The 20,443-nt window shown below is 59.2% G+C and carries 18 protein-coding genes; 11 read left to right on the forward strand and 7 right to left on the reverse strand.

The window, feature by feature from the left end:
• The first annotated feature begins 53 nt into the window (after window positions 1-53).
• From BMY73_RS13775 to BMY73_RS13800, 6 genes are all read left to right on the forward strand, one after another.
• Entirely contained in the window at window positions 54-2,090 is a 2,037-nt protein-coding gene (locus BMY73_RS13775; RefSeq protein WP_092407741.1) for an NADH:flavin oxidoreductase, read from the forward strand.
• Window positions 2,091-2,160: 70 nt separating this feature from the next.
• The gene (locus BMY73_RS13780; RefSeq protein WP_092407743.1) at window positions 2,161-3,468 is read left to right on the forward strand and encodes a M24 family metallopeptidase; all 1,308 of its coding nucleotides are present in this window, start codon (window positions 2,161-2,163) and stop codon (window positions 3,466-3,468) included.
• Window positions 3,469-3,530: 62 nt separating this feature from the next.
• Window positions 3,531-4,331: an amino acid ABC transporter ATP-binding protein gene (locus BMY73_RS13785; protein WP_092407745.1), complete on the forward strand. Its 801-nt coding sequence runs from the start codon at window positions 3,531-3,533 to the stop codon at window positions 4,329-4,331.
• Window positions 4,331-4,972 (forward strand): amino acid ABC transporter permease, encoded by a 642-nt coding sequence (locus BMY73_RS13790; protein WP_092407747.1) that lies wholly within the window; start codon window positions 4,331-4,333, stop codon window positions 4,970-4,972. Before BMY73_RS13785 ends, BMY73_RS13790 begins: the two co-directional genes overlap by 1 nt.
• Window positions 4,969-5,637: an amino acid ABC transporter permease gene (locus BMY73_RS13795; protein ID WP_062380218.1), complete on the forward strand. Its 669-nt coding sequence runs from the start codon at window positions 4,969-4,971 to the stop codon at window positions 5,635-5,637. The genes BMY73_RS13790 and BMY73_RS13795 overlap by 4 nt, the downstream gene beginning before the upstream one ends.
• Window positions 5,638-5,682: 45 nt before the next feature.
• Window positions 5,683-6,519 (forward strand): substrate-binding periplasmic protein, encoded by an 837-nt coding sequence (locus BMY73_RS13800; RefSeq protein WP_256571179.1) that lies wholly within the window; start codon window positions 5,683-5,685, stop codon window positions 6,517-6,519.
• A gap of 91 nt (window positions 6,520-6,610) precedes the next feature.
• Here the strand turns inward: BMY73_RS13800 and BMY73_RS13805 are convergent, their stop codons facing one another.
• Together BMY73_RS13805 and BMY73_RS13810 are read right to left on the reverse strand one after the other, a co-directional pair.
• Window positions 6,611-7,939, reverse strand: a complete 1,329-nt coding sequence (locus BMY73_RS13805) for an ATP-binding protein (protein ID WP_092407749.1) — start codon at window positions 7,937-7,939, stop codon at window positions 6,611-6,613.
• Window positions 7,936-8,619, reverse strand: coding sequence for a response regulator (locus BMY73_RS13810; RefSeq protein ID WP_062380211.1), 684 nt, complete (start codon window positions 8,617-8,619; stop codon window positions 7,936-7,938). Before BMY73_RS13810 ends, BMY73_RS13805 begins: the two co-directional genes overlap by 4 nt.
• A 245-nt stretch (window positions 8,620-8,864) precedes the next feature.
• Between BMY73_RS13810 and dsbD the strand changes: the two genes are divergently transcribed.
• The 4 genes from dsbD to BMY73_RS13830 all read left to right on the forward strand — a co-directional run bounded on the left by dsbD (window position 8,865) and on the right by BMY73_RS13830 (window position 12,908).
• Entirely contained in the window at window positions 8,865-10,598 is a 1,734-nt protein-coding gene (gene dsbD, locus BMY73_RS13815) for a protein-disulfide reductase DsbD (RefSeq protein WP_062380209.1), read from the forward strand.
• On the forward strand, window positions 10,598-11,437 hold the full coding sequence (locus BMY73_RS13820; RefSeq protein ID WP_092407751.1) for a TlpA disulfide reductase family protein: 840 nt from the start codon (window positions 10,598-10,600) through the stop codon (window positions 11,435-11,437). Before dsbD ends, BMY73_RS13820 begins: the two co-directional genes overlap by 1 nt.
• The gene (gene dsbG, locus BMY73_RS13825) at window positions 11,434-12,216 is read left to right on the forward strand and encodes a thiol:disulfide interchange protein DsbG (RefSeq protein WP_092407753.1); all 783 of its coding nucleotides are present in this window, start codon (window positions 11,434-11,436) and stop codon (window positions 12,214-12,216) included. The genes BMY73_RS13820 and dsbG overlap by 4 nt, the downstream gene beginning before the upstream one ends.
• A 125-nt stretch (window positions 12,217-12,341) precedes the next feature.
• Complete coding sequence (locus BMY73_RS13830) at window positions 12,342-12,908, forward strand: TetR/AcrR family transcriptional regulator (RefSeq protein WP_092407755.1); 567 nt, start codon at window positions 12,342-12,344, stop codon at window positions 12,906-12,908.
• Between the two features lie 46 nt (window positions 12,909-12,954).
• Here BMY73_RS13830 and fabF read toward each other — a convergent pair whose 3' ends face one another.
• Window positions 12,955-14,229 carry a beta-ketoacyl-ACP synthase II gene (fabF, locus tag BMY73_RS13835; RefSeq protein ID WP_092407757.1) on the reverse strand — a complete coding sequence of 425 codons (1,275 nt, stop codon included), beginning with the start codon at window positions 14,227-14,229 and terminating at the stop codon, window positions 12,955-12,957.
• A 42-nt stretch (window positions 14,230-14,271) separates the two neighbouring features.
• Window positions 14,272-15,078: an SDR family NAD(P)-dependent oxidoreductase gene (locus tag BMY73_RS13840; protein ID WP_092407759.1), complete on the reverse strand. Its 807-nt coding sequence runs from the start codon at window positions 15,076-15,078 to the stop codon at window positions 14,272-14,274.
• Between the two features lie 509 nt (window positions 15,079-15,587).
• Here BMY73_RS13840 and BMY73_RS13845 point away from each other — a divergent pair.
• Window positions 15,588-16,022 (forward strand): MarR family winged helix-turn-helix transcriptional regulator, encoded by a 435-nt coding sequence (locus tag BMY73_RS13845; RefSeq protein WP_218190156.1) that lies wholly within the window; start codon window positions 15,588-15,590, stop codon window positions 16,020-16,022.
• A gap of 16 nt (window positions 16,023-16,038) precedes the next feature.
• Here the strand turns inward: BMY73_RS13845 and BMY73_RS13850 are convergent, their stop codons facing one another.
• The 3 genes from BMY73_RS13850 to hpxZ are packed head-to-tail and all read right to left on the reverse strand — an operon-like array spanning window position 16,039 to window position 20,440.
• Window positions 16,039-17,646: a gamma-glutamyltransferase family protein gene (locus BMY73_RS13850; RefSeq protein ID WP_238591791.1), complete on the reverse strand. Its 1,608-nt coding sequence runs from the start codon at window positions 17,644-17,646 to the stop codon at window positions 16,039-16,041.
• Complete coding sequence (locus BMY73_RS13855) at window positions 17,646-18,869, reverse strand: amidase (protein ID WP_062380195.1); 1,224 nt, start codon at window positions 18,867-18,869, stop codon at window positions 17,646-17,648. The genes BMY73_RS13850 and BMY73_RS13855 overlap by 1 nt, the downstream gene beginning before the upstream one ends.
• The gene (hpxZ, locus tag BMY73_RS13860) at window positions 18,866-20,440 is read right to left on the reverse strand and encodes an oxalurate catabolism protein HpxZ (RefSeq protein ID WP_082060742.1); all 1,575 of its coding nucleotides are present in this window, start codon (window positions 20,438-20,440) and stop codon (window positions 18,866-18,868) included. Before hpxZ ends, BMY73_RS13855 begins: the two co-directional genes overlap by 4 nt.
• Window positions 20,441-20,443: the final 3 nt, after the last annotated feature.

Genomic DNA, 20,443 nt, shown 5'->3' on the forward strand with positions numbered 1-20,443 from the left:
GTACATAGGGTCTTATTGTCGTCTCAGCCTGATGACCTGCGTGTGAGACCCCAATGAAAAACGATCCGCTACTTCAGCCATACCAGCTCAAGCACCTGACCCTCAGAAACCGCATCATTACCACCTCTCATGAGCCGGCCTATGCAGAAGACGGCATGCCCAAGAAGTTGTATCGCGCCTATCACGTCGAACGCGCCAAGGCTGGCATCGCCATGACCATGACTGCGGGCTCGGCTGCCATCTCCAGAGACAGTCCGCCCGTGTTCAATAACGTTCTGGCTTACAAGGACGAAGTCGTTGGCTGGATGAAGGACCTCGTGGATGAGTGCCATGAACACGGTGCTGCCGTGATGATCCAGCTCACCCACCTTGGGCGCCGCACGCGATGGGATAAAGGGGACTGGCTTCCTGCGGTGTCTTCCTCGCACAGCCGCGAACCCGCCCACCGCTCGTTCCCCAAACGCATTGAGCACTGGGATATCGAGCGCATCATCAAGGACTACGCAGACGCGGCAGAGCGGATGCACGCTGCCGGTCTGGACGGGATCGAACTGCAAGCCTATGGCCATTTGATGGATCAATTCTGGTCGCCGCTGACCAACACCCTGGACAGCCCTTATGGGGGATCGCTTGAGAACAGGCTGAACTTCACCTTCGATGTGTTGACGGCGATCCGCAAGCGCGTCGGCAATGAGTTCATCGTTGGCATCCGCTATACCGCCGATGAAATCATTCCCGGTGGCATCACCAAAGAGGACGGCCTTTCCATCTCGCAGCAATTGAAAAACAGCGGAATGGTCGACTTCCTCAATGTCATTCGTGGTCATCTGGAGACGGACGCCGGGCTGACCGACATCATTCCAATCCAGGGGATGAGAAACGCCCCGCATCTGGCGTTTGCCGGAGAAGTGAAGTCGCTGACAGGCTTTCCAACGTTCCATGCGGCGAAGATCCCGGATGTTGCCACCGCACGGCATGCGATCGCTTCAGGACTGATCGATATGGTCGGCATGACCCGAGCACACATGACCGACCCGCACATCGTGCGCAAGATCATCGAAGGCAGGGAAGACGACATCCGCCCCTGCGTCGGAGCGAACTACTGCCTTGACCGGATTTACCATGGGGGCGCTGCATTCTGTATTCACAACGCCGCGACCGGTCGCGAGACGACCATGCCCCATGACATTCCCAAGGCGAGCGTCAGGAAAAAGATCGTCGTCGTCGGCGCCGGCCCCGGCGGCCTTGAGGCGGCCAGAGTGGCGGGAGAGCGTGGCCACGAAGTCGTGGTCTATGAAGTCGCTGACAAACCGGGTGGCCAGGTGCGCCTCACCGCGCAATCGGAACGCCGCAAGGAAATGATCAGCATCATTGACTGGCGTATGGCGCAATGTGAGCGTCTGGGGGTGAAGTTTCATTTCAACACATGGGCGGACAGGCAAATCATCACGGACGAAACGCCTGACGTCGTCATCGTAGCGACCGGGGGCCTGCCTCATACGGAGGTGCTCGAAGCGGGTAACGAACTGGTCGTATCGACGTGGGACATCATTTCCGGCGACGTCAAACCTGGAAAGAACGTCCTTGTCTTCGATGACGCGGGCGACCATGCGGGCCTGCAAGCGGCAGAGGTCATCGCGAAGTCTGGCGCGCGGACTGAAGTCATGACGCCTGACCGGGCCTTCGCACCGGAAGTCATGGGCATGAACCTGGTGCCCTACATGCGCAGCCTTCAAAAGCTCGACACGGTGTTCACCGTGACCTACCGACTAAAGTCCGTTGAGCGAAACGGGGACACTTTGCGGGCAAACATCGGTACGGACTATAGCGAGCTCAACAAAATCCAGGAGTACGACCAGATCGTCATCAACCACGGGACGATTCCGCTCGACGAACTCTACTTCGAACTCGCGCCACTGGCAGTGAATGAAGGCGCGGTGGAGTACATGGATTTGATCGCCGGCAACCCACAAAACATCAAAACCAACGCACAGGGGACCTTTCAGCTGTTTCGGATCGGTGATGCTGTTTCAGCCCGAAATACCCATGCGGCCATCTACGACGCCCTGCGCATCGTGAAAGACCTTTAACCATTACTGAAACTGACTTTGTTAAGTGCCAGCGCGTGCCTGACATCGTTTATCACCGTGCGAGGTTTTCATGAACAGTGGTCTTTTCCATGCGAAAAATTTAACCGTGGCGGATGAAAGCGAACTCATCTTTCGAGATGACCCCAGTGTCAGTGGTTATTCGTTGGCGGGAGTCGACTCAGGATTACTCGGCGCCTACGCGGAGATCGATCGAAAAAAACTTCGCACTTACCGCCTGGAGCGCATCAGAGAACAGCTGAGGCTGAATGACTACGCGGGAGTGCTGCTGGCAGACCCGGTGAACATCCGCTATGCAACCGACACTAACAATCTCGGTCTTTGGGTGATGCATTCGCCCAGCCGCTATGTGTTCGTTGCGACCGAAGGGCCGGTCATTCTTTTTGACTTCACCAGCAGCAAGCACAACAGCACACATGTAGAGACCATCGATGAGATACGCCCCGCTACACCGTGGCTGTACTTTCTGGCGGGGCCTCGTGTCGATGAAAAAGCGGCATTGTGGGCCAAAGAAATGGCTGACCTCGTCAAACAACACGGTGGCGGCAACTGTCGATTGGCTGTCGACCGTTGCGACCCGTGGGGCGCCGAGAAGATCAAGGCTCAGGGTATTGAGTTGTTCGATGCCCAACCGCTGATGGAACAGGCGAGACTGATCAAATCCGCTGAAGAGATCCAGAGCCACAGAGTATCGATGGGCGTGTGTGATCTTGCCATTGCCCGGATGAGGGCCAGCCTGGTCCCGGGTATCACCGAGAATCAGCTCTGGAGCATTCTGCATGGCACTAACGTGGCCCAAGGGGGCGAGTGGGCTGAAAGCCGCCTCTTAAGCTCTGGCCATCGCACCAACCCGTGGTTCCAGGATGCCACTGACAAAGTCATCGAAGCGGGCGAGATGGTGTGTTTCGACACCGACATGGTTGGCCCGGGAGGCTACCTCTCGGACATCTCGCGCAGTTTTGTGTGCCCAGGAAAATCGCCTACCGGTTACCAGCGTTCGCTGATGCAGACTGCCGCCGACCAAATCAGCCACAACACAGGGCTGCTGCGGCCTGGATTGACCTTTCGGGACTTCGCTGAGCAGTGCTGGCCGGTACCGCACAAGTATGAACACAACCGCTACATGATGATGCTCCACGGCGTGGGACTGGTGGATGAATACCCCAGCGTGGCGTATGCGGTGGACTTTTCCGAATGGGGTTACGACGGCGTGTTTCAGGAGAACATGGTGGTTTCGGTCGAGAGTTACATCGGGGAAGAAGGTGGCCGCGAAGGGGTAAAGCTGGAAGAACAGGTACTCATTTCTGCCAGCGGCGCGGTCAAGCTGTCGAGTACGCCGCTGGTGGATACCTATCGTTAAAAGAGACTTCTGCATTCAACTGAGGAGTGCAGGCACTCGATAGTCGAACAGGATGAGCAGAAATGAGCGCAGCGACAAAGCTTTCCTCCGTCCCGGCACCTGTCACACGGCCAGACATTCCCTTCTTGAAGGTCGAGTCTCTTTACAAGAATTTCGGACCTTATGAAATTCTCAAAGACGTGACCTTTGAGATGGCAAAGGGCGAAGTGGTGGCGATCATCGGGCCAAGCGGCTCCGGAAAAAGCACCCTGCTTCGCTGTATCAACCAGCTTGAACCCCCCACCAAAGGCCGAGTGGTCATGGATGACATCGTCCTCGACGCAGAGCAGCCGACGCCGCGCCCAGCGTTGCTGAAACTTCGTCGTAGGATCGGGATGGTTTTTCAGTCGTTCAATCTGTTTCCCCACATGACCGTACTGCAGAACGTCAGCCTCGCTCAGGTCAGGACGATGGGGCGTTCCTGGAAGCAGGCCGACGAGCGTTCAATGACGCTGCTGGATCGCGTAGGCCTGGCAGACAAAGCGAAACTTTATCCATCGCGGTGCTCCGGTGGCCAACAGCAGCGCATAGCGATCGCACGGGCCCTGGCGTTAGAGCCTGAACTCATGCTGTTCGATGAACCGACATCGGCGCTCGATCCGGAGCTGGGCCTGGAAGTATTGGCCGTCATGAAAGAGTTGGCACGTGAAGGCATGTCGATGATCGTTGTCACCCATGAGATGCACTTTGCCGAGACCGTATCCGACCGTGTGGTGGTGATGGCAGACGGCAGGATCATTGAGCAAGGACCCAGCGTGGACGTCATGCGGTTTCCTACACATGATCGCGTCATAAAGTTCCTGCGCGCGGTGAGGGACCGATAATGCTCCAGATTCTGGCAGCCCTGCTGGACGGGGTTCTCTGGACGATCTGCGTCACGCTGGGAGCCTTCGCCATAGGTATCGTGCTTGGCGCTCCACTCTGTGCAATGAGGTGTGCCAGAACCCCGGTACTGAGGTTTGTTGCGCTCAACCTTGTCCTGATTCTGCGTTCGATTCCGCCCATCGTATGGCTGTTCTTCATATTCTTCGGAATCGGCGGCGGGTTTATCGAAGTCTCGCCGCTGGCTGCGGCCATGCTGGGTCTGGGGCTGATCACGGCAGCACAAATGTCAGAGGTCTACAGAGGGGCGTTGGGATCGATATCGCCCGGCCAATATGAAGCCGCCCACGTTTTAAACCTGAGCCCTCTGCAGCGTTTTAAAGACGTGATTTTTCCGCAGATGTTCCGGATCGTGATCCCGTCCGCGGCGACCTACCTGATCGGTCTGCTCAAGGACTCGGCAGTGGCTTCAACCATTGGTGTCAACGACATTACCTTCCAGGCGTATCAGGCGACGCAGCAGACGTTCAAAGGGCTGCAGATCTACTCCATGGCCGCCCTCTTATATTTGGCAATGAGCCTGCCGATTGCTTTCTTTTCCCGGTGGATTGGATTCAGGTTAGCGCAGAGGATTGCCCGATGATCACGATTGTTTCCATGTGGGCCGAATGGTTTCCCAGTTTATGGAAGGGTTTCATCCTGTCCCTGCAAGTCACAGCGATCAGCTTGATCATAGGCATCAGCCTTGGCCTCGTGTTTGCGGTGGGCGTGTCGTCCAGATCGATGGTCATTAAATCGTTGACTCTGTTCTTCGTGGAACTTGGACGCGGGGCGCCTGCCCTGATACTCCTTCAATATTTCTACTTTGGCTTGCCCAGCGCTGGCATCACGCTCAGCTCCTTTTGGGCTGCGGCCATTGCCCTCGCGTACTGCACCGGCGCTTATACAAGTGAAATCATTCGAGGCGGCATGGAAGCGATCGATATCGGACAAAAAGAGGCGTCCGAAGTCATTGGGCTGACAACGATGGACTCGTTGAGGTTCGTCATACTTCCGCAAGCGCTGAAAATTGCGATTCCGTCGCTTCTGGGGTTCTCGATCATGATGTTCCAGGCGTCCTCATTATGTTTCACCATCGCATTGCCGGAAATGGTGAGCAAAGCTTCTGCCATTGGCTCCGCGACCTTCGAGTACATGCCGGTTCTGACACTTGCGGGACTGATGTACGCAGCAGTGTGCCTGCCCGCAACCCTCATTGTAGGGACACTGGAAAAAAGGCTGGCGAAGAACCAGTCCTCTCAAAGCTGATAACTGCCGGTTGTTCTCAATTTAATAACCCGTCTGGTGGATACGATGGCAACGATGAAAATGAACTCGAAACGCCTCGCTCTTTCGGTCGTCCTGACCGTGACCGCGTCTCAGGTAGTGGCCGCGGACTGCGTTCCCGCGCACACGTTCGAGACGCTGACACCCCACGTGCTGACCGTAGCGGCGTGGTCGTTTCCGCCGTATTCGATTCCGGGCGCGGGCACCAAACTGAGCGGTGTGGATGGCGAAATAATCAAACGCATCGCAGAGAAGGAATGCCTGACAATCAAGACCACTGCGCTCGACCCTGCTGCGGTGATCCAGTCGGTGGTAGCAAAGCGGGCGGATGTCGGCATTGGGGATTGGTATCGGACGGCCGAACGTAACAAGATACTGGGACTGACGGCTCCGATCTATCTGGACGTCATGGGCATTATCTCTAAAGACGGCGTTACGAAGGTCGCAGACCTTGAAGGCAAACGTGTCGGTACGGTGCAGGGTTACTTATGGGTTCCCGATCTGCAAAAGGTTTTCGGGGATAACCTGGTGCTGTATCCCAACCCGGTCGCGATGGCGCAAGACCTGGCGTCCAATCGCCTCGATGCGGGTGCCGACAGCTATGCAGTCGCCATCGCTGCACAGCAGAAAGGCGGCTTTTCCGGCTACACGATAACGGTGTCCGAACCCGACTCCCGGGTGAAGGCCTCATTGGAACCTGGCCAGACGGCATTCGCTTACACCAAAGGCAACGCCGCTCTGGGAGAGGCCTTGTCTGCCGATATCGATGCGATGCATAAAAGTGGTGAAATCAAAAAAATACTGAAGAGTTTCGGCTTATCTGAAGATGCGTCTGAAGTGGGCACACCTCGTTTAGTGGAGTGAATCGCTGCTTCTAGAGTGGCTGGCGTTCATACGAAAGCCAGCCACTTCACCCTTCACTCAAACGTTGTTCAAAGCGCAACGGCGAAAGTGCTCAGGTTGGCATGCGCCGCAGCGGCATGCTCAACGCCACCCGCAACCCGTCGCTGCGGCTGTCGAACCTCAACGAACACGCACACCGCTGAACGATGGCCTGAACGATCGCCAACCCGAGCCCGGCGCCAGGACTTTTGCCATTGCGCCAGAAGCGCTGGGTCAGCTTGTCCAGGTCGGGTTCCGGAATGCCGGGGCCATAATCACGGACCCGGAAATGTGCCTGACCGTCGAACGTCTCCAGACTCAACTCCACTCGCGCACCGGGTTGCGTGTGGCGCAACGCGTTATCCAGCAGATTACGCAGGGCCGCGACCGCCAGCGCCGCCGGCATTTCCACGGGCGCTGTGGATAACCGTGACGGCAGAATCAGCTCGATACGCTCGCCATCGCCGTGGCAGGCATCGTGAATCGCCAGCCGCGCAACCTTCTCGGCATCACACTGCACGCCATCGTCGAACGAAAGACTGCCCTCCACCCGCGCCAGCAACAGAAGCTGCTCGAGGGTGCGGTGCATGCGGTCCGCGCCCTCTTCGGCATGTGCAAGTGCCGTGTCGCGCTTCTCTCCCTCGGTCATGCGCGCCACTTGCAGATGGGTCTTGATCGCCGTCAGCGGGCTGCGCAATTCGTGCGCCGCATCACCGGTCAGCCTGCGCTCGCGCTCAAGCGTCTGGGCGATGCGCAGGAAAAGCTGATTCTGGCTCTTGAGCAGCGGCTGCAACTCACTCGGCAGGTTGGGCACATCCAGCGGCTCGACAGAGTCCGCGCTATGGCGGTTCAAGGCATCACGCATTCGATTGAGCGGTGCAAGCCCGCGACCAATGCCGAACCACACCAGAATCAAACTGCCGAACAACGCCACCAGCACCGGCAGCGAGGCGGCCAGCAGTACCGAGCGGCCCAGCACGTCGCGTTCGATCTGGCGGTCCGCGGTGCTCACCCGCACGTCGCCGTGCATCATGGTGTACACGCGCCAGTGTTCGTTGTTGATCATCTGGTCGTGAAAACCGCTGGAATCCGCTCTCAACGGCTCGGCAGGCGAACTGTCGGTTCTGGCCAGCACCTGTCCACGCAACGAGCTGAGCTGACAGGCCATGCCGTTGGGAATCCCCAATTCCCCAGCGCGCAACGAACGGCCCTCGGCATCAGTGGGCATCTGAATCTGCTCCAGCAGCCCGGCAACCATACGCGCCGAGGCCTCGAGTCGCTGATCCAGTGACGCCATCATCTGCGCGCGCAGGTCACGCAGCATCCACGCAGCCGCCAACACCCAGATCACAATGAACGCCGAGCCCAGAATCAGGCTCAGGCGTGTTCTCAAACTCATCATCCCTGTTGCTCCGGGGGTTCACTGGCCGGGCCAAGCCGATAGCCCAGGCCACGAACGGTTTCGATAATGCTGCCACCCAGCTTGCGCCTCAGGTGGTGGATATGAACGTTGAGCGCGTTGCTTTCGACCTCATCCCCAAAACCGTAGACACAGTCTTTGAGTTGTTCGCTGGACAGCACGCGCCCGTGGTTGTTGAGCAAAGCCTGAAGCAAGGCCTGCTCGCGCCGGGACAGGTCGACTGACTGGCCACTCAGACGGGTCTCGCGGCTGCTTGGATCGTAGGTCAGGGCGCCGTGCTCGATGACGTTGACGCTGCGCCCGGCCATGCGCCGGACAAGCGTGTGCAGGCGCGCGCTGAGCTCGCGAAGATCGAACGGTTTGAGCAGGTAGTCGTCGGCCCCCGCCTGCAGGCCATCGACCCGGTCGGTGACGGTATCCCGAGCGGTGAGGATCAGGACCGGAATGTCCGTACCATGATGGCGTAATTGACGCAGCAGCTTGAGCCCGTCTTCGTCTGGCAGACCGAGGTCCAGCACCATCACATCGAAATGTGCTGCCGACAGCATGGCCCGTGCGGCCGCAGCAGTGGCGACGCGGTCCACGGTCAAGCCTTGGGCATCCAGACCGGCCACAATGCCGCTGGCAATCAGGTCATCATCTTCACAGAGCAATACGTGCATGACAGGCCTCGAAGAAAAGGCGATTGAAACAACGCGGGATTAACGGCGGATTATGCACCAATGCCAGCTCGTCAGACGCGGTGCGTGCTAACGCCTCAGGGGCACACTTTGCGTCAGCCTGTTTCGAGTGGCTGCGTTTTGAACCAGCGCTGTAGGGAAGCATGAAAACGAACAATCGAATCGTTAATAACGTCTTAATCACCGTTGGCCACTCTTCGCTCATTCATGATCTGTAAGGTGTGCGTATGCGCAAGTGGCTACTGTTGATCCTTCTGTTAATCCCATGGCTGGCACACGCGCTGCCGGGCGGCGACCTCTTCAAGAAGCCTGATTTCCTGCCGGTCGGGCAGGCCTTCATGTTCAGCTCGGAACGTCTGGAGTCCGGCGAAACGCGGTTGTACTGGCAGATAGCAGACGGGTATTACCTTTATCAGAAGCGCTTGAAATTCGAGGGCCTTAGCGCCAGCCAACAGCCTGCGCTACCTGCTGGCGAAGATCACAGCGACGAATACTTCGGCCAACAGCAGATCTATCGCCAGGGACTGGAACTGGTGATTCCGGCGTCTGCCCGCGGTCAGGTCAAGGTCGGCTGGCAAGGTTGCGCTGACGCGGGCCTGTGTTATCCGCCGCAAAGTCAGGTCATTTCTCTGGAGGGGACTCAAGCAGACGTCATCAACGGCCAGGCGCAGGATCAGGCGCTGGCCAGCACGCTTCAAGAACGGTCACTGGGCTGGAGCCTGATGATCTTCTTTGGCTTGGGCCTGCTGCTGGCGTTCACGCCGTGCTCCCTGCCCATGCTGCCGATTCTGGCGGGCGTTGTGGTCGGGAGTGGCGCCAGACCGCGCAGGGGGTTCGCGCTGGCGGGCGTCTACGTGCTAAGCATGGCGATGATCTACGCCGGGCTTGGCGTGGTCGCGGCGCTGCTGGGCGGGAACTTGCAATCCACGCTTCAGCAACCCTGGTTGCTGGGCAGTTTTGCGGCCCTGTTCGTCGTCCTTTCACTGCCCATGTTTGGCTTCTTCGAACTGCAGTTGCCGGGCTTTCTTCGTGATCGTCTGGAGAACGCCGGTCGTCGGCGTCAGGGCGGCAGCCTGGTCGGCGCAGCCGTACTGGGCGCCTTATCGGGGTTAATGGTCGGACCGTGCATGACCGCGCCTCTGGCGGGCGCCCTGCTCTACATTGCGCAAAGCGGAAACGCCCTGCAGGGCGCGCTGGTGCTGTTCGTCATGGGCCTGGGCATTGGCTTGCCGCTGTTGCTGGTGGTGACAGTCGGCAATCGTTTCCTCCCCAAACCGGGCCCTTGGATGGACCTGGTCAAAGGCATCTTCGGTTTCCTGTTGTTAGGCACCGCACTGTTCATGATTCGCTCGCTGCTGCCCGAGTCTCACTGGCTGGCGCTGTTCGGCGCGCTGCTGCTGATCGTCGCCTACAACGCGATCTTTCAAACCCGCATGCTCAAGCGAGCTGCACAGCTATGCGCCCCTCTCGGTCTGATAACGGGTATATGGGGTGCAATGATGTTGATTGGCGCGGGCGGTGGCGGGAACGATCCGTTGCAACCACTGAAGGTCTTCAGCGGATCACCTTCGTACGTCGGCGGCGAACGACACGATGCTTTTCTGACAATCAAGGATCCCGCCGTACTGGACCGTGAACTCGCCTCCGCGAGGGCGGAAGGACAGTGGGTGCTCGTTGATTATTACGCCGACTGGTGCGTGTCCTGCAAGATCATGGAGAGGAACGTCTTCGGTAAAGCCGATGTGATCCAGGCATTGAACGGCGTGCGCCTGCTGCGCCTGGATGTCACCGCCGATAACGATGCCAGCCGGGACCTGCTCAAACGTTATCAGGTGCCCGGCCCACCCACGATCCTGTGGTTGGGCCCTGACGGCAGTGAACGTCGGGCACAACGCATCACCGGTGAAGTCGACGACAAGGGTTTCCTTGAGCAATGGCGAACCACGCAGGAGAACGGCTGATGTTGAGTTTGTCTCTCGGCCCATTCGCCCTCGCGATGAATCATCTGGTGCTGCTCGGCGCGCTGGCGCTGGCAACAGGGGTGGGCTGGATCAGTGGTCGCGGACAACGCGTCAACCCGGAACGGACGCTGTTCGGCCTCTTCGTACTGGGCCTGCTGGTCGCCAGGCTCGCGTTTGTCATCGCGTATTGGCCGCAATACCGAAACAGTCCGCTCAGCATCCTCGACATCCGTGACGGCGGTTTCTCGGTCTGGCCCGGCGTGATTGCGACACTGATTGGCGCCGTCCTGCGTGGCTGGAAGCAGCCAGCACTGCGTCAGTCGATGGGCTTTGGCGCGGCGAGCGGGTTGCTGTTCTGGTGGCTGGCCACTTTGGGACTGAGCGCACAGCGCGAAACCACACCGTTGCCGGACCTGACCCTGCGCAATGCGGCGGGTGAGCCTGTACAACTGAGCCACTATCGGGGCAAGCCTCTGGTGGTCAATCTTTGGGCCACATGGTGCCCACCCTGTCGACGCGAGATGCCGGTTCTGCAGGCGGCGCAACAGGCCAATCCGGAGGTGGTGTTCCTGTTCGTGAATCAGGCGGAAAGCCCCCGGGACGTCGCGACTTTTTTCGCCAGTCAGGGTCTGCATCTGGACAATGTCCTATTCGACGGCAATGGCGAGCTCGCGCAACAGGCCGGTTCCGCCGCGTTGCCCACCACCCTTTTCTACCGCCCTGACGGCCGCCTTCTGAGCAGCCATCTGGGCGAACTTTCCAACGCGAGTCTGCAGCATTCCCTGGACAGCCTCAGCGAAACGGCAACACCCGATGCCCTACCAAGGAGCCCTCTATGAAGGCGCGTTCCATTCGATTCATGCGCATTTGCGCGCTGGCCGCTGCCGGTGCGCTCACGATGCAGAGCACTCTTCTGCAAGCCGAAGAATTACCCGGCCCGATCAAATCCCTGGAAGCCAAAGGCGTGACCATCAAAGGCAGTTTCGATGCGCCCGACGGTCTCAAGGGCTATGCCGCCGAGTATCAGAAACAGGGCATGGCGCTGTACCTGACGCCCGACGGCAAACATGTACTGGCCGGAAACCTGTTCGACGAGAAAGGACAGGACCTCAGCGAGGCACCGCTGCAAAAACTGGTGTATGAGCCCATGACCAAGGCAATGTGGAGTCAGATGGAGAGCAGCACCTGGATCCCCGACGGCGCCAAGAACGCGCCCAAGGTGATCTACCTGTTCAGTGACGCCAACTGCCCTTATTGCAATATGTTCTGGGAGCAGGCACGGCCTTGGGTGAAGTCGGGCAAGGTGCAGTTGCGCCACATCATGGTCGGGGTCATTCGTGAAGACAGCGCCGCCAAGGCCGCAACGCTGCTGTCCGACGCCAACCCTGAAGTCGCGCTGCAAAAGCACGAGCAGGCCGGGAGAAGCAGCACGCTTAAGGCCCTGGATAAAATCCCGAAGGACATTCAGGCCAAGCTCGACGCCAATATGAAACTGATGGAAGACATGGGGCTGTCTGCCACGCCGTCGATCTTCTACAAGGATGAAAACGGCAATGTGCAGCAACAGCAAGGGGCGCCACGACCTGAAGTACTGGCCAAAATGATGGGGCCCAAGTAAGGGTCTGAACCTGTGACCTTCTGACCAATGGCACACTGGCCCGGAAAGTGGATACTGCACCGACAGCCCATACGTGTAAAAATGTCGATCACCATTTCAAGAGCCATTGTCGGGAGGCGCGTTCAATGCGGTACGCCGAAGATCACAAAGCCCAGACCCATCAGCGCATCCTTCACGAAGCGGCGTCACGCTTTCGGCGCGACGGCATCGGCGCGACCGGCTTGCAGCCGCTGATGAAGGCGCTGGGCCTGACCCACGGCGGTTTTTATGCCCATTTCAAATCCAAGGATGACCTGGTCGAAAAAGCCCTGCGTTGCGCAGTGGACCAGTTGAACGAGTCGCGTAAAGCCAGATTGTCCGGTGACACGTCCGCGAAGGCCTTTATCGACCTCTATCTGTCGCCTCAGCACCGCGCAGAACCTGAACAGGGTTGCCCTCTGCCCACCATGTCGTCGGAACTGGGCCAGCGCGGTCAGCCGAGCGAAATCACCGACGAGCTGATCGGTCGCATGCTGGAGACCCTGGAAGCGGGCATGCCTGCCGGTAAGGAGAACAGCGACAAAAGCGTGATGATGATGTCGAGCCTGGTCGGTGCACTGGTGCTCGCGCGCAGTGCAAAGGACCCGGCACTGGCTGAGCGGATTCTGGAAACCACGCGTACACAGCTCCAGAAGCAAATCAGCGAAGCGTGATAAAAAAAGCCCCTGCCGTTGCTGACAAGGGCTTTGCTTTACAGCATCAAGCCTGGTATCGACGCAATAGCACGCTGGCATTGACGCCGCCAAATCCGAAACCGTTCGACAACGCGTATTCGATCTTCATCGGACGAGCCTTGCCGTGGACGATGTCGATACCGGCGGCCGCTTCGTCCGGGTTCTCCAGATTCAGTGTCATCGGCGCGATCTGATCACGAATCGCCAGCGCGGTAAAAATGGCTTCGATCCCCCCGGCCGCACCCAGCAAATGCCCGATTGCCGATTTGGTGGACGTCACCGCTATCCCGTTCTGATCCCCAAATAACGCCTTGATCGCCGCCATCTCCCCCTTATCCCCAACCGGGGTCGAAGTGGCGTGCGCATTCAGATGCTGAATGTCCGAAGGGTTGATGCCCGCCTGACGGATCGCGGCCTGCATCGCACGCCGGGCACCGCTGCCATCTTCAGGCCCCGCGGTAAGGTGATAGGCGTCAGCGCTGGTGCCGTAACCGACCAGCTCCACGATCGGCCTGGCGCCGCGCGCCAATGCGTGTTCCAGTGTTTCGATCACGACGATGCCGGCCCCCTCGCCCATCACGAACCCGTCACGATCGCGATCAAACGGGCGCGAGGCACGTGCTGGCGTCTCGTTGAAGCCACTGGACAATGCACGTGCAGCGGCGAAACCGCCCAGGGCAACCCGGTCGATACAGGCCTCGGCACCGCCCGCGATCGCAACATCGGCCTCACCGGCCCGAATCATCCGCGCCGCGTCGCCTATCGCTTGTACACCCGCTGCACAGGCCGTCACCGGCGCGCCAAGCGGGCCTTTGAAACCGTGCTGGATCGACACATGTCCAGCCGCCAGATTGACCAGAAACGACGGGATGGTGAACGGCGACAAACGACGGGGACCGCGTGAGTCGGTGGTACGCACCGCGTCCGCAATGGACACGAAGCCACCGACGCCAGAACCGATGATGGTCGCGGTGCGCTCGCGCTCTTCATCGGTCGACGGTGCCCATCCGGCCTGCGCCACCGCTTGCTGGGCAGCCGCAAGCGCGAACAGAATGAACCGGTCCATCTTCTTCTGCTCTTTGGGCGGCGCTGCGGCGTCGGCATCAAATCCCGCCTCGGGATCGTCGGCCAGCATCGGCACGGGTCCGCCGACTTTTCCCGGCAAATCGGCCACGGTGTCATCAGGCAACTGTACGATGCCGGAACGCCCCTCCAGCAACCGGCGCCAGACGGCCTCGACACCGGTTCCCAAAGGCGTCACCAACCCCATCCCCGTCACTACGATGCGACGTTCGCTCATGCGTTCACCTTTTCAACCTTCAGAACATTCACAGGTGCGCACTCAAGCACCCGGCGTTTTGTAGCGGACTGCAGCGTGCTGCAACGACAGGTTCGGACCCAATGCCAGACGCGCATTCATGAACGCGTCCCAGTCTGCGGCATTGGACAGCGATGGAATGGTCACACGTTCCTTTTGATCAAAGCCGGCCAACGCCGCGTCGACCATTTCGTTGACGTCCATCACCATTTCAGGCGGAAAAGCATTGATATCCATGCCAGCGCGCTCCCAGATCTCTGTACGCGTCGCGCCCGGCATCACGGCCTGAACCTGAACACCGCTCTGGCCGATCTCGGCGTTAAGCGATTGCGTCAAGCTCAGCACATACGCCTTGCTCGCGGCATATACCGCGTTAAAGCGCTCGGGAATCATCGGCACGACCGACGCAATGTTTACGATCGCGCCACGCCCCCGGGCAACAAAACCGGCAGCGGCGGCAGATGCCAAATGAGTCAACGCCACGATGTTCAACTGAATCAAACGATCAACCTCGGCCAGGTCGGCCTCTGCCAGCGTGCCATTCGTTGCTACGCCTGCATTGTTCACCAGCAAGGTGATCGATGCGTCATTGCGCAGGCGCTGCTCGAGGGCCGACCTATGTGATGCGTCAGTCAGATCAGCCTTTAGCACCTCGACCCTGGCTGATGTCTTCGAGCGCAACTCGGCGGCAAGCGTCTCCAGCCGCGCTTGATCGCGTGCGACCAGAATCAAATCGAAGCCGCGCTTTGCCAGACGATCAGCGTACGTGGCACCGATGCCTGACGAAGCGCCGGTGATCAGGGCGGTACCTTGAGTGTTCAGGGTGCTCATGAGCATTTCTCCGTGGATATTGAGCGTAGCAACCGGGCCATATTACGCCCGTAATTTAAGCATAATATGATGGTCGACATTTTTTATGTCAAGGACCGCGTGCCTGAATGTCCTGGCCTGCCACAGGCGGGTGTGCCGGTAACCCCGAAGCGCGGCAGGTTAAGCGCTCAAATCGAAGACTGGCTGCATGAGGCGGGCGCTGAACCGGGTGAGCTAAATCTCCACCCCTCTCGTCCCTTCTTGAGGAGTCGCACGCATATTGCGCACTTTCCAGCGGGGAGCCGTTGGCAGGTGCCGGTGAGGGAAACTCGAAGTCATGGGGTTTTGCTCGCCTCGGAACCGCTTGGGCGGTGTGTCACCGTTGAGCTCAATGATATGATGCAGGCCACCTGCCAATCATCCTCAAGACGTGTGATCAGACTGATATGAGCGAGCTATCCAATGACGACATTCAGGCTCAACTTGACGCAGCCATCAGTCGCTCAGCCCTCCTGGGCAGGCCTGGATTCTTGATCCGTCGGTTACAACAAATCCACTACGGCTTGTTCCAGGACGAAACTCGAACCTACAACATCACGCCTGTCCAATACAGCCTGATGACCACGTTGGGCACACATGGCGAGATGGATCAAAACACGTTGGCGCGGGAAATCGGACTGGAGCGCACCAGCGTTGCGGAAGTGATTCCCCGCCTGGAAGCCCGAGAGTTATTGCTGCGTCGGCAGAGCACTCAGGATCGTCGCGTCAAGTTGGTCAAGCTGAGCCGCAAGGGCCTGTACCTGCTCAAGAAGATGGACGCCAGCGTTCAGCGTGCGCACGACCGAACGCTTGAGGGCATCCCGGAAGATCAGCGCCAGTTGTTCTTGTTGCAGATGATCAAGCTGGTAGAAGCCAACAATGATCGAGGCATAGCGCCGTTTCGGCTGGGCAAGGCTGAAGAGTAATCGTTGACCCGCACGCCTACCAAGCTGCGACTGCCCCATCACTGCGAGGATCTGTGCCGCCTTCAAGTAGCCCATCGCGATGACGCACAATCGCGCCGGCGTGCCCCATGCTTTCGTCATAGTCCAGCAGCACTTCGACGTCATGCCCCTTGGCTTTCAATTCGGCAATGCAGGCGTCGGAAAACCGGGATTCGAGCTTCAGGTTATCGCTGGCATTGCCCCATGTACGGCCCAAAAGCCATCGAGGTGCGTCTATCGCCGCTTGGGGGTTCATACCAAAATTGACGATGCGGCTGAACACCGCGCTCTGAGATTGAGGCTGCCCATCTCCTCCCATGTTGCCGTACACAAGCGTGCGACCGTCATTGAGGTACGCCATCGCTGGATTGAGCGTATGGAAAGGCTTTCGCCCGGGCGTCAGGGGGTTTCGGGCGTTAGGGTCCAGGGAGAAGCTGCAGCCACGATTCTGCCAGTTCAAACCGGAGGTCGGCAGCACGATACCGCTGCCAAATTCGTGGTACAGGCTCTGAATGAAACTGACCGATACGCCTTCGTGATCGACGACGCCCATCCAGACCGTATCCGCGGGCCCTACTCCCTTGCCCCATGGCGCTGCACGATCAGGATCGAACGCCGAAGCCATGGCTTCCAGTCTTTCCCGAGTCAGGAAACCCTGCGCCTCTTCAGTCATGTGCGCGGGGTCGGTGATATGACGGTCACGGACACTGAAGGCACGCTTTGTCGCCTCGACGCAAGCATGCACGAAAGGCGCACCCAAAGCGTCCATGTCCGGGCTGAGCAGCCTGTCCAGCTGGCCTAGTATCAACAACGAAACCAGACCCTGTGTGGGTGGCGGGAAGTTATAGACCTGCCCTTGCGAATGATTCAGAACCAAGGCGTCGCGCCACTCAGCGCGGTGGCTTTGAAAATCCACCAGTCGCAGGGGACTCCCCACGGCCTCAAGTTCCGAAGCCATGTTACGAGCCAGATCCCCACCGTAGAAGTCACTGAGCCCGGCATGGGCCAGCCGCTCCAGCGCGTCAGCCAGCCGTGGGTGCTTGAATCGTTGTCCTGGCAGTGGCACGCATCCATTGTCCAGGAACGTCTGGTTGAAACCTGTCACCGAGCCTAGCTCGGCCTTCTTGGCCTCCGTGCACCGGCTCTGACTGCCTGTCACAGGAATCCCGTTACGCGCATATTCAATGGCGTCACCCAGCAGACGCTCCAGAGGGACACTGCCCCCGAGCATTCTGCGCTGCCAATCGAACGCTGCGTCCCAGCCCGAGACGGTACCGGCAACCGTATTGGCGGCTAATCCCCCTCGAAACGGAATATGCTCAAGGCCCCGTTCACGATAACTGTCCAGGCTCGCACCTTGAGCCGCGCGACCACAGGCATCCAGGGCGAGCGGCGTTTCCCCCGGTCTGGCGATCAGCCAGAAACCATCTCCCCCAAGGCTATTCATGTGGGGATACACCACCGCAATGGTCGCCGCCGCCGAGATCATCGCCTCCACGGCATTACCGCCCTCACGCATGACGGCCAAAGCACTTTGCGAAGCCAGCGCATGGGGAGCGACAGCCATTGCGCGCGAACCGCGAACTGGATTGGGGATATGTGGCATCAGAGATTTCCCGCCGGGTCATTGATATGTTTATGGTGTACATCGATCGCGTTTTCGACCGTGAGCTCATCGGCAAAACGGGCGCCTAAAAGCGACATGCCGATCGGCGCACCCTCAACGTTTCGCCATGGCATGACGACTTGCGGCAATCCCGCAAGGCCCGCCATGCACAATAGCTTTTGTGAGCGCACACGAATGTCGTCTATTCGTTCGAGAGGTTCTTCCAGCCATGGCGCGGGGCCAGGCACAGGCGGCATAAGGATCTGACAGTTTTCGCGCAACAAGCCCGCCAGCATGGCTTGGGCCCTTGCCCGCACCTGGATGGCGGCATAGACCTGAGCCTTGTCGACCTTACTTGCGACAGCGAACCTGTGCGCAACGTCAGCCCCGAACGCCGGCATCGATTGCGTGACCCACTCACCGTGTTGTTGCCAGACTTCAGCAGCCTGTAAGGTACGAAAGGCGTCCGCCCACCGGTCCAGCGGTAGCGTTCCGGCTCGCAGGCGTTCATGCGCAATGGCCTGTTCATCAAGCCAGGATTCGAAAGCGATTCGCACCGGTTCGTCGAGCAGGTCCATCACGTCTTCGCTGACCAACAACCTTCCCTCAACTTTCGCCGGCGTATTGACCTGGCTATGCATCAGAATCGAGAGCGCTCCTGCGAGCGTCCCTCCATCACGAGCAAACCACCCCACGGTGTCGAAACTGGGCGCCAAGGTAAAACATCCGTCGGACGCCACTCGACCATGGCTCGGACGGATGCCCCACAGTCCGCAATAGCTTGCAGGTAAACGGATAGAACCACCGCAATCCGTACCCAACGACAGATCTGCATCGCCAGCAGCAACCGCCACGGCCGACCCCGAGGAAGATCCACCCGGCAATCGGTCCGGAGCCGCTGGATTTACCGGAACGCCGAAGTGAGCGTTGATGCCGGCCAGGCTATACGTCAATTCATCCGTGACGGTTTTGCCTACCCATTTGCAGCCCTCAGCCAGGAGCCGCCTGACGACAGGTGCCGTGCCACTGGCAGGTCGTTGCTGCTCAAGCCACACCGGATTGCCAGCGCTGCAGGTCAAGCCTTCGACCTCGAAAACATCCTTCACGGCAAGACGAACGCCATTGAGACCTGCAGTGCCGAGGCCTGAGGCAATTGAAATAGTGCCCCCAAACCCATCGGCCATAAACGCCCCATTCAGGCCCGCCTGTACGAGCCCGCTCATACGTCCATCCAACTGACATGCGCGGCGACGACACGCCAATGTCCATCAATACGCACCCAGCTCTGAGTCTGCCTGCCAGGACGGGCCTCGCCCATGCGACTGAATACCATGTTGGTCACGGCGAAGTCAGCGCCGAAGGTCGTGACAGAGCGCTCCAGGATCTCACGGTCCAGATTCGTCGCAGCGCGTCCCGCACGATAGGACTGGATCGCGTCATAGCCGTAAAGGTGCTCTTTTGCACCGTACCGAAGCGTCTCGGGGCTCTTCCAGAACAGCTCATCGAGCACCGCGACGTCATTTGTCGTAAGGGCTCGCTCGTATCGCTCAAAGGCGGTGTTGAGATCAGAGAGTGTCTGGGGTTGATTGATCGCAAGGCTCCCATCCATTCCGGCACCGAACAACGCCGGATCGGTTTTGCAGACCCCTCGGCCCAACAAGCCCTTCTGGCCAGACGCATCCAGCATTGCGATCGATACCCATGGCGTGGGAAGCATTTTCGAGATCTGGCCGGCGTCGATCGCACAGCCCAATCCAAATGCGGAGAACGCGGGATGGCTTCCAACCAGCCATAATGGCCGCTGTTCGGGCTGAGCAGGCAACCAGCCTGCGACATCCTTTGCGGCATCACGTGCGTAGAACCATGCTTGAGCGCCAAAGCCTGCGGCATCAATCACGCCGCTGTCTCCCAGCATGGGACTGATCGTGTTCTCCTCGTTCGCCAACCTGGGGCCTTGAGGAACATGGGCCTTGGAGATGATCCACTGGTCGGGATCATTGGCCAGACGAACGCCTGCGTCGAAACCATTTCCCGCTAACGCCACGACAAGCCTGGCCTTGTGATTCACATTGCCGGTACGGGTCGCATCCAGCATCAAAAAGCAGGCGGCCATCCACAGTGTCAGAAAAAAAAGCGGTGTTTCTTCAAGCATCTTGTCGACGACGCTGTCGTCCATCGACGTAGCTAGAACGTTGCGCAAATACGCGGTAGCGGCGCTCGTCCGGCTGTGAAGATCATCACCGCCGGCAAGCCCGGCAACCGCGACAGGGATCAGGTCAATCGGGGTGGCATCCAAGGCCGCCCGCAAGACGGGGGCCAGGTGCTCTTCGCGCCAGGCCATACGTTTGAGAACGTCAGGGTTACGACTGCCGAAGCGGATCTGTGGCCCAAACCCCGAGCTCAACATCGACCAACAACCGGGGCCATTCGGTACCGCGGCGTCAATCACTTCGACCAGGCTGCACGAAGGGGAAATGACTGCGGCCAGCGGAGTCACGACTCGATAATCCTGGCTTGGCCGTAACCTGACGCGCCCCTCAGCGATCAACCGTTGCGCGTCAATCTCGTTGGTTGCCCATCCCTCATACACACAACACAGCACGGCAGACGACATTACAGGGGGACTGGGTTGTCGGGGATCATCAAAAGGCGGGCCTGCATGCAGCAACGTCATCGGTTCAAGATTCAGCGCGTCCCTGGCACTGCGTACAGTGCTCCAGACGGGTCGTACGGCCTGCAATCGAGAGAGCGCCGACGTCAGGGCTTGATCATTCACTATCGATTCTGCATTCATGCT

The sequence above is a fragment of the Pseudomonas sp. NFACC02 genome (genome assembly GCF_900110765.1).
In the GTDB taxonomy this organism is placed as follows: Bacteria; Pseudomonadota; Gammaproteobacteria; order Pseudomonadales; family Pseudomonadaceae; genus Aquipseudomonas.

Bases quoted from the DNA above. Each gene is read 5' to 3' on its own strand.
- BMY73_RS13795 (WP_062380218.1), top strand. From the start codon at position 4,969: ATGATCACGATTGTTTCCATGTGGGCCGAATGGTTTCCCAGTTTATGG.
- dsbD (WP_062380209.1), top strand. From the start codon at position 8,865: ATGCGCAAGTGGCTACTGTTGATCCTTCTGTTAATCCCATGGCTGGCA.
- BMY73_RS13780 (WP_092407743.1), top strand. From the start codon at position 2,161: ATGAACAGTGGTCTTTTCCATGCGAAAAATTTAACCGTGGCGGATGAA.
- BMY73_RS13810 (WP_062380211.1), bottom strand. From the start codon at position 8,619: ATGCACGTATTGCTCTGTGAAGATGATGACCTGATTGCCAGCGGCATT.
- BMY73_RS13840 (WP_092407759.1), bottom strand. From the start codon at position 15,078: ATGAGCACCCTGAACACTCAAGGTACCGCCCTGATCACCGGCGCTTCG.
- BMY73_RS13800 (WP_256571179.1), top strand. From the start codon at position 5,683: ATGGCAACGATGAAAATGAACTCGAAACGCCTCGCTCTTTCGGTCGTC.
- BMY73_RS13805 (WP_092407749.1), bottom strand. From the start codon at position 7,939: ATGATGAGTTTGAGAACACGCCTGAGCCTGATTCTGGGCTCGGCGTTC.
- BMY73_RS13775 (WP_092407741.1), top strand. From the start codon at position 54: ATGAAAAACGATCCGCTACTTCAGCCATACCAGCTCAAGCACCTGACC.
- BMY73_RS13850 (WP_238591791.1), bottom strand. From the start codon at position 17,646: ATGCCACATATCCCCAATCCAGTTCGCGGTTCGCGCGCAATGGCTGTC.
- fabF (WP_092407757.1), bottom strand. From the start codon at position 14,229: ATGAGCGAACGTCGCATCGTAGTGACGGGGATGGGGTTGGTGACGCCT.
- BMY73_RS13785 (WP_092407745.1), top strand. From the start codon at position 3,531: ATGAGCGCAGCGACAAAGCTTTCCTCCGTCCCGGCACCTGTCACACGG.
- BMY73_RS13790 (WP_092407747.1), top strand. From the start codon at position 4,331: ATGCTCCAGATTCTGGCAGCCCTGCTGGACGGGGTTCTCTGGACGATC.
- dsbG (WP_092407753.1), top strand. From the start codon at position 11,434: ATGAAGGCGCGTTCCATTCGATTCATGCGCATTTGCGCGCTGGCCGCT.
- hpxZ (WP_082060742.1), bottom strand. From the start codon at position 20,440: ATGAATGCAGAATCGATAGTGAATGATCAAGCCCTGACGTCGGCGCTC.
- BMY73_RS13820 (WP_092407751.1), top strand. From the start codon at position 10,598: ATGTTGAGTTTGTCTCTCGGCCCATTCGCCCTCGCGATGAATCATCTG.
- BMY73_RS13855 (WP_062380195.1), bottom strand. From the start codon at position 18,869: ATGAGCGGGCTCGTACAGGCGGGCCTGAATGGGGCGTTTATGGCCGAT.
- BMY73_RS13830 (WP_092407755.1), top strand. From the start codon at position 12,342: ATGCGGTACGCCGAAGATCACAAAGCCCAGACCCATCAGCGCATCCTT.